This window comes from Stenotrophomonas sp. 2YAF22, assembly GCF_052114665.1.
GTDB classification, from domain to species: domain Bacteria; phylum Pseudomonadota; class Gammaproteobacteria; order Xanthomonadales; family Xanthomonadaceae; genus Stenotrophomonas; species Stenotrophomonas indicatrix.
Genome location: NZ_JBFRFE010000138.1, coordinates 1 through 7995, shown reverse-complemented (window position 1 = coordinate 7995; position 7995 = coordinate 1). Strand labels below are relative to the sequence as shown.

The 7995-nt window shown below is 68.0% G+C and carries 4 protein-coding genes; 1 reads left to right on the top strand and 3 read right to left on the bottom strand.

The window, feature by feature from the left end; genetic code table 11:
• Both AB4Y84_RS07765 and AB4Y84_RS07760 read right to left on the bottom strand, forming a co-directional pair.
• Positions 1-1395: DUF802 domain-containing protein (locus AB4Y84_RS07765; protein WP_442249956.1), on the bottom strand; the 1395-nt coding region annotated here is incomplete at its 3' end.
• A 10-nt stretch (positions 1396-1405) separates the two neighbouring features.
• Complete coding sequence (locus AB4Y84_RS07760) at positions 1406-2059, bottom strand: DUF3348 family protein (RefSeq protein WP_032975341.1); 654 nt, start codon at positions 2057-2059, stop codon at positions 1406-1408.
• Between the two features lie 143 nt (positions 2060-2202).
• On the opposite strand from AB4Y84_RS07760, the gene AB4Y84_RS07755 reads away from it, so the two are divergent.
• Positions 2203-3120 (top strand): M14 family metallopeptidase, encoded by a 918-nt coding sequence (locus tag AB4Y84_RS07755; protein ID WP_025874316.1) that lies wholly within the window; start codon positions 2203-2205, stop codon positions 3118-3120.
• Between the two features lie 124 nt (positions 3121-3244).
• Here AB4Y84_RS07755 and AB4Y84_RS07750 read toward each other — a convergent pair.
• Positions 3245-7995, bottom strand: a 4751-nt coding sequence (locus AB4Y84_RS07750; protein WP_442249955.1) for a putative Ig domain-containing protein, incomplete at its 5' end; no start/stop codon positions are given.

Genomic DNA, 7995 nt, shown 5'->3' with positions numbered 1-7995 from the left:
GGCATGCGCCGTGGCGGTGGCGGCCTGTGCGGCCTGCCAATCCTGCAAGCGCTGTTGCTCGTGTTCCTGCAGCAGCGACTGGCCGGCGGCGTGGCGCTCATCCAGTGCCTGCAGCAGCGCCTGCGCACGGTCATCCAGGTGGCTGCTGGCATGCTGCAGCGCCTGCTGCTGGCGCTCGACCAGTTCACTGTTCAACGCATGCTGCTGTTCGGCAGCGGCACGCCAAGCGTCGGCGTTGCCGCTGGCATCGGCCTGCAGGCGCTCGCCGATGCGCACCACCAGCGCTTCACTCTGTGCGCTCTGGCCTTCGCTGAAGGACTGCAGATGCTGGCGCAGTTCGGCAACCAGCGCCTGCTGCGCGCCGGTCTGCTCGGCCACTACCTTGGCCCAGCTCGCTTCGGTCGCCACGCGGCTGCGCTCGAAGCCCTCGGCCAGACCATTCAACTGCTGCTGCACTGCCTGTTCGACACGCGAATGCAGCGCCTGGCCGTGGCTGGCCAGACCGGCCAGGGTGGTTTCGGCCATCGGTTGCAGCGCGCCGCCAATGGCCGCGGCACTGGCTTCAGCACCTTCGCGCAACGACTGCTGCAGCGAGGTGGCCAGGCGTTCCTGCAACGCCTGGCTCTGCGTCAGGAACTCAGCCTGACCGGCCAGCAGGCGCTCATTGGCGGCCGCGCTGTGCTGTTCGAAGGTGCTGGTCATCGCTTGCAGGCGATCGATCAGCGTAGGCAGCGCCGCAGACTGCGACTGCAGCAGGCGCAGCGACTCGGCACGCTGCCAGGCTTGCGAATACGGATGCAGGTCAGTGGCGATGGCGCGGTCCAGCTGCTGCACCACGTGCAGGCGGTCGCGGCGCAGCAGCGCCGACAGCAGGCCCAGCATGGCCGAGCTGGCCACGCCGGCGATGGACGTGCCGAAGGCCACCGCCAGACCCTGCACCGGCGAGGCCAGCGAGCCGCGGATGGCCGCCATGTCGGTGGCGCTCTGCAGCGCTAGGCCCGTGCCGCGCAGGGTGTCCATCATGCCCAGCAGCGTGCCGAGCATGCCCAGCAGCACCAGCAGGCCTACCAGATAGGGCGTCAGCACCGGCGAGGGCAGGGCGGTGCGTTCGCCTTCCACGCGCAGGCGCACGGCATTGCGCAGGCCCAGCGGCACACGCTCCAGCCACGGTGCCAGGCTTTCCTTGGCCAGCGAAAGGTCAGCCAGTGCGGCGCGCAGGCCATTGCTGGCCTGCCGGTAGCGGTACAGCTCCACGCCACCGGCGATGTAGCAGGCTGCGATGATCGCTGCCACGGCTGCACCCAGCGGGTGCACCGAGACATAGCCGACGCCGATCCAGCACACGGCCAGCAGGCCAGCAAGGAAGACAAGGACGTGGAAAACAGTTCTGGACATGGTGTTCCGGTCAGTGTGAGCGCAGGGCGGCAAGCAGCCCCTGGATCGGGTGGAAGCGCAGTTGCAGCTCGGCGAGCAGCAGCGTGCGCATGTCGTGGCGGAAGGACGCGCGCCAGCCGGGCTGGCCGTGCACGCGTTCGAATCGGGCACCCAGCACCGCCGGGGCGGTGGCAAGCAGGCTGTGCTCGCGCGGGCTCAAGGTCTGCTCCATCACCGCATCGACCTCGGCCAGCCGCGCCAGCTCCGGTGACGCCTGCACCAGCTGGTCGCGCAGGCGGCCGCGCAGACGGCCGGTAGCGGTCTGGATGGCCTGCTGCAGCACCCGGTAGCGCTGCCGCAACGAAGCGAAGTTCGGCGCGGCGGCGGCCTCGGCCAGGTCCAGCAGGCGCTCGGCCTCGGCATCCTCGCTCAGCGAGGCCAACAGGCTCGCTTCGGCCTGGGCGCAATCGGCCAGCAGGTCATCCAGCGCTTCGGCGGCCTCGGCCGGTTCAGCCAGGCGGCCATCCAGCGCCCCGGCAAGGGCCACGGCACGGCTCCAGTCCACCCACTGGCCGAGGCGATCGGTCAGGGCGGGACTGGAGGCCGGCATCGCGCCGTCGCTGAGACGGGCGAGCAGACGGAGGAAGTCCGGTCCATCCACGACCGGCTGCGCTGCGTTCGCCATCAAGGGGGTGGGGGCCAAAAACCGTTGATTTTACAACCAGATGAGGCCGGCCGTATGAAGGCGGGGCGAGGGGCAGCACCGATCGGGCCACAAGGCTTAAAATGGTCGGCTGTACCACCGCACCCCGACTTCTGGAGCTTGAGATGACCGTTGCGCAGTTCTACCCGATCGGCACCCCCGGACAGCCCTGGGGCGACGCCGAACGCGCGCAGTGGCGGGCCCGCCAGCAGCGGCAGCGCAGCTACCACGAAGACGTGGTGACCGCGCTGGAACGGCTGGACGAGCGCTTCGACGTGGTGCAGTACGGCCAGTTGGACTACGCCCCGGACCACTACCCGCTGTTTGCGGTGGTGAACCACGACTGGAACCCGGCCCTGCCGACCGCGCTGGTCACCGGCGGCGTGCATGGCTACGAAACCAGCGGCGTGCATGGCGCCCTGCAGTTCCTGGAGCAGCACGCCGAGCGATACCTGGGCCGCTTCAACCTGATCGTGGCCCCGTGCGTGAGCCCGTGGGGCTATGAGCGCATCCAGCGCTGGAATCCCAATGCCATCGATCCCAACCGCAGCTTCCGTGACGGCGGCCTGATCGAGGAAGCCGCCTCGCTGATGCGCTGGGTGGCCGAACGCAAGGCCAACATCCGGGTCCACCTGGACCTGCACGAGACCACCGACAGCGATCTGCACGAGTTCGACCCGGCCCGCTGTGCCCGCGATGGCAAGCCCTTCGAGCGCGACACCATTCCCGATGGCTTCTATGTGATCGGCAACAGCGAAGACCCGCAGCACGAATTCCAGAAGGCGCTGATCGCCGCCGTGGCGCCGATCACCCACATTGCCCCGGCCGACGCCGAAGGCAATCTGGTGGGCATGCCGCTGCAGTCGCTGGGCGTGGTGTGGGGCGAGTCGCGCTCGATTGGTGCATGTGCCGGCTTCACCGATGCGCTGTATGCCACCACCACCGAGGTGTACCCGGACAGCCCGCGCACCAACCCGCAGGAATGCAACGACGCCCAGGTGGCAGCGGTGTGCGCGGGGTTGGATTTCGCTCTGGCCAATTGACGGCCGTGTCGTAAGGCCGGGCCCATGCCCGGCCGCTTTGATCGGCAGCAGGACCAGCCGATGCTTTCGACATGCACGACCGGCGTTGCCGGGAGATTGGGGCGCGTCGCCGCGCCCCAGGTGATCAGTACTTCTTTTCCAGGTTCAGCTGCAGACCATGGTCGGTGTCTTCGCTGCTGCCGAACAGGCCGCGGTACTCGATCCGCAGGCTGAAGTCGCGCTCAGTCTGCAGCACCGCACCCAGACCGAAAACGAACCGGTTGCGCTTGAGTCCATCGATTTCGCTGCGGTAGAACGGGCCGCCCGGCAGATCGGCGTAGCCCATCGTCACCGGGCTGGCGTCCTGGAAATCGTGCTGGTATTCGAGCCGCAGCTGTGGCGAGAGCGTGCCGAAGCGGACCGGGTAGCGATAGTCCATGTGCACGCCCAGGCTGGCGGTGGTGGTGTCCACATCCTGGTCCTCGTAGCGCAGGGCGTGGATCGCGTCGCCGCGTTCGGTATAGCCGTTCAATGTTGCACGGGCCAGGTCCAGCCGCGCATACGGACTCACCGACAACCGGTCGCGCTGGTAGTCGCCGCCGACCGACAGCGAGGCGAACCACTGCTTGCCATCGCGGTCGCCTTGCACCATCGCGCCATTGGCGGTCACGTAGCGACGTGAGTCGAATGACAGCAACTGGTAACCCAGCAGGCCATCAACGAAGAAGTACTGCCCCGGGTGGTAGCTGCCGTACGCGGCCAGGGTGTAGCTTTCGCCGTGGCTGCGGGTGTCGTTGTGACCGACGTCGGTCGTGTCGCGGCCGTAGCCGATACCACCGCCGAAGGCGAATGCCTGGTTCACCCGGGTATCGGCACCGGCGCTGATGCCGCTGGTCTGGAAGTCGAAGCCCGCGCTGCCCGAGCGACCATCGCGATCACCGCTGTTGATCGAGCCGCCGGTCCACAGGGTAAGGGCACCGTTATCTCCATCACCCCTACGTGTGCCGCGATCCCCAGCGGCGGGCGCGACAGCAACGTCGTCCCTCAGAACAGATTCGTCCAGCGCGGTCACCTGGCGGCAATCGCCACCGGGCATGCGTCGTACCTCATCCTGGCAGCGACGATCGCGGTCGACGCCGAAGCTCAGGCCATTCTCGAAGCGCTCCCCTCTGCCAGCACCATGCAGGCCTTCCATGCGGCGCTGGAAGTTGCCGATCTGGGCAGTGGCGAAACGCCGCGTGGAAGCGGCCTGTGCGCCCAACAGTCCCATCACTTCCGCGTCCAGGGTCGGGTCCGGTCGGCCGATTACATCAAAGTCGATGGTCGCCGGCGCCGACGTCGCGAACGTGTTGCTCAGGGTGAAGGTGGCCGTGGCGGTACCGGCGAAGGTGGCCGCCGGAGTGAAGGTCAGACGATAGCCCGCGCTGGCACCGCTGCCGGAAGGCGCGACGGTGGCCGTGCCCGCACTGGCCGGCGACAGCGACACCAGCGTGGCCGCAGTGAACGGACCGCCGGTGGCGTCAGTCGTCAGCTCGACCACCGCCGCAACGCCCGCATTTGCACTGACCCGGCGCGAGACCGCCACAGGCACCTGATTGATGGTGATCGTGGTGGTGATCGGAGCCGAAGCGCCATAGGCGTTGTTCAATGTGTAGACGATGCTCACCGTGCCCGAGGCGGTGGCCAGCGGGGTGTAGGTGATGTTGGTGCCGGTCACGGTCGTGGTTCCGGTTGCCGGCGGTGTCACTAGCGTCACGCCGGTGAACGGACCGCCGGTGGCACCCACCGTGGTGTCGATGGTCACCGGCTGCCCCGCCACGGTGGTGACGGCCGCGCGCGGCTGGCCCGCAGGCACGGGCAGAGCGGTGATCGTGATCGACACGGTCGCCGGCGCCGAAGTGCCGCCCGGACCGGTCGCGGTGTAAGTGAAGCTGTCGGCGCCGAAGTAGGTGCCGGATGGCGTATAGACAACGCTCATGCCGCTGACCGTGGCAGTGCCGTGCGCTGGCGCGCTGGCCACAGCGACCGAGGTGATCACGCTGCTGTCGTTGGCGGCGACCGGAATGGTCACCGCCTGCTGCGACGGCGTGGTGGCGCTGTCGTCCACAGCCACCGGCACCGCATTGGCGATGACGATGGTGTAGCTCTGGGTAGCGTTGTAGCCGGCGTCGTCGGTGGAGCGCACCACCACGGTGTAGCTGCCGGCCGTGACCGGCGTGCCACTGAACACGCCCGCTGAGCTGAAGGCAATGCCGGGGGGCAGGGTGCCGGAGACGATCGCGTAGGTATAGGGCGCAATACCGCCGCTGCTGCTCAGGCTTTGTGAGTAGGCGGTGCCGACTGCGCCGCCTGCGAGGGGGGCCGGTGCGAGCACCACGGTCGCCGGAGTGATCGTGAAGGTGTACACGCGGCTGGCGGTCTGGCCGTTGGAATCGGTGGCACCCAACGTGATGCTGAAGTTGCCATCGGAGCGGGGGATGCCGGACAGGGTGCCTGCAGAGGTGAAGGACACGCCGGTCGGCAGCGCACCACTGAGCAGCGTGTAGCTGTATGGCGCTATGCCGCCGCTGGAACTCAACTGCGCGTTGTAGGCCACGCCAGCGCTGCCGTTGGGCAGGCTGGGCGGATCGATGCTGATCGTCGGCAGGCCTACGACGATGGTGTAGTTTTGCTGCAGCGAGAACGGCGCACCCGCGCCGGTGCTTGAATCTGCGGCACGCACGGCGATGTTGTAGTTGCCCGGCGCGGTCGGCGTACCGCTGAGCACACCGGCCGAGTTGAAGCTCACACCCGCCGGCAACGAGCCGGCCGCCAGTGCGTAGCTGTACGGCGCGGTGCCGCCGCTGCTGGCAAAGTTGATGGTGGTGGCGGTGCCGTAGTTCATCGGCAGGTTGCCCGGCGCCGGGGTCATGCTCAGGGTCGGCGCGCCAACGGTCAGCGTGAAGCCCTGGCCGGTGGTGAACGGACCGGTGCCGGTGCTGCTGTCGGTGGCAGTGGCGACGAGGCTGAAGCTGCCCGCCGCGCTCACCGTGCCGCTTACGGTCACGCTGGTGGCGGTAGTGCCACCAACGCTGAGGCCTGCTGGCAGGCCGGTGACAGTGAAGCCGCTATAGGGTGCAGTGCCGCCATTCCAGGTGAACGTCTGGCTGTAGCTGGCGCCGACCTGCGCGCTCATGGGGCCACCCGCAGTCACGGTGATGGTCGGGTTGCCGACAGTGACACTGACCGTGGCGGGCGACGAGGTGCCGGCGGTGTTTGTTGCGGTGTAGGTAAAGCTGTCCGGGCCCGCGTAACCCGCGGTGGGCTGGTAGGTAATGGAGGTGCCGCTGGCGTTCGCACTGCCATGAAGCGGCGCGGTACCGACGGCCACCGAGGACGGCACGCCGCCAGAGATGTTCAGCGTGATCGGATTGGCGCTGCTGTTGTAGGCCACGCTCGCCGACAGCGGATTGGCGACAGGCGGGGTGTTGATGATCTGCAGCGTATAGCCGCGCGGCGCGGAACTGTAGGGCCCGGTGCCGGTGCTGCTGTCGGTTGCGGTCACGGAGAAATTGAAGGTGCCCGATGCGGTAGGTGTACCGGTCAATGCGCCCGTTGCGGTGTTCAGCGTCATGCCCGCTGGCAGGGCGCCTGCGGTGAACGCATAGGAGTACGGCGAGGTGCCGCCGCTGGCCGGGTTCAACGTGGCGCTGTACGCCGTGTTCTGGGTACCGTTGGCCAGCGTGGTGGCCGGCAACAGGACCGTGGCCGGAAGGAACGTCGTCGAATAGGCACGCGAGCCGCTGTGCGGGGCGCCGACGCCGGTGCTGCTGCTGGTGGCGGTAACGGTGAAGTTGAAGGTGCCGCCTGCGCTGGGTGTACCGCTGATGACGCCGCTGCTGCCATTGAGCGTCAACCCCGCCGGCAGGGCACCGGCAGTGATCGCATAGCTGTACGAGGGGATGCCGCCGCTGGCAATGAAGGTATCACTGTAGGCCGCGCCGACTGTGCCGCCTGTCAGCGCGGACGGCGCGATCAGGATCACCGGCGGCGCCACCACCAGGGTGTAGGCGCGGGAACCGTTGAAACTATTGGCGTCTGTTGCGGTCACGGTGAAGTTGAAGGTGCCGGCCGCGGTCGGCGTACCGGTCAGTGCGCCGGTGCCGGTGTTGAGGCCCAGCCCTGCGGGCAGAGCGCCTGCGGTGATGGCGAAGCTGTACGGCGCAGTGCCGCCGCTGGCGCTGAGAGTCTGGTTGTAGGCCACGGCGACGGTTGCGCCCGGAACGGTGGCCGGGCTGATCGAGATGGTCGGCGGCGGAATCACCTGCAGGGTCACGGATTTGACCTCGGCATAGCTGCCGGTGCCGCTGCTGCTGTCGGTGACGCGGATGCCGAAGGTGTAGCTGCCCTGGGTGGTGGGCGTGCCGCTCAGGGTCGCGCCGCTCAGGGTCAAGCCAGGCGGCAGCGTGCCGTTTTCAAACGCGAACGTGTAGCCGGGCACGCCACCGCTGGCAGTAAAGGTCACCGAGTAGGGAAGATTCTGCGCGGCAGACGGAGACGACGGCGCGATGGCAATGGTCGGGTTGGCTGCTGAACCGCTGAAGGCGCGCACGCCGCTGGCAGAGGCGCTGTCGGTGGCGCGGATGGTGAAGGCGTAGGCGCCGCGCTGGGTCGGCGTACCGCTGATGGTGTTTCCGCTCAGGCTCAGCCCCGGCGGAATGGAGCCGCTGTCCAGGCTGTAGGTATAGGGGCCGGTGCCACCACTTGCACTGAGGCTGGTGCTGAAAGGCACGCCCACCGTCAGGTTGACCGCGGGCGTGGCGACGAGGGTGATGGCCGACGCCGGAGCGATCGTTACGGTGACAGTGATGTCACCGCCGAAGTCGTCCTGGATGACGAAGGTATCGGTGGAGGCGC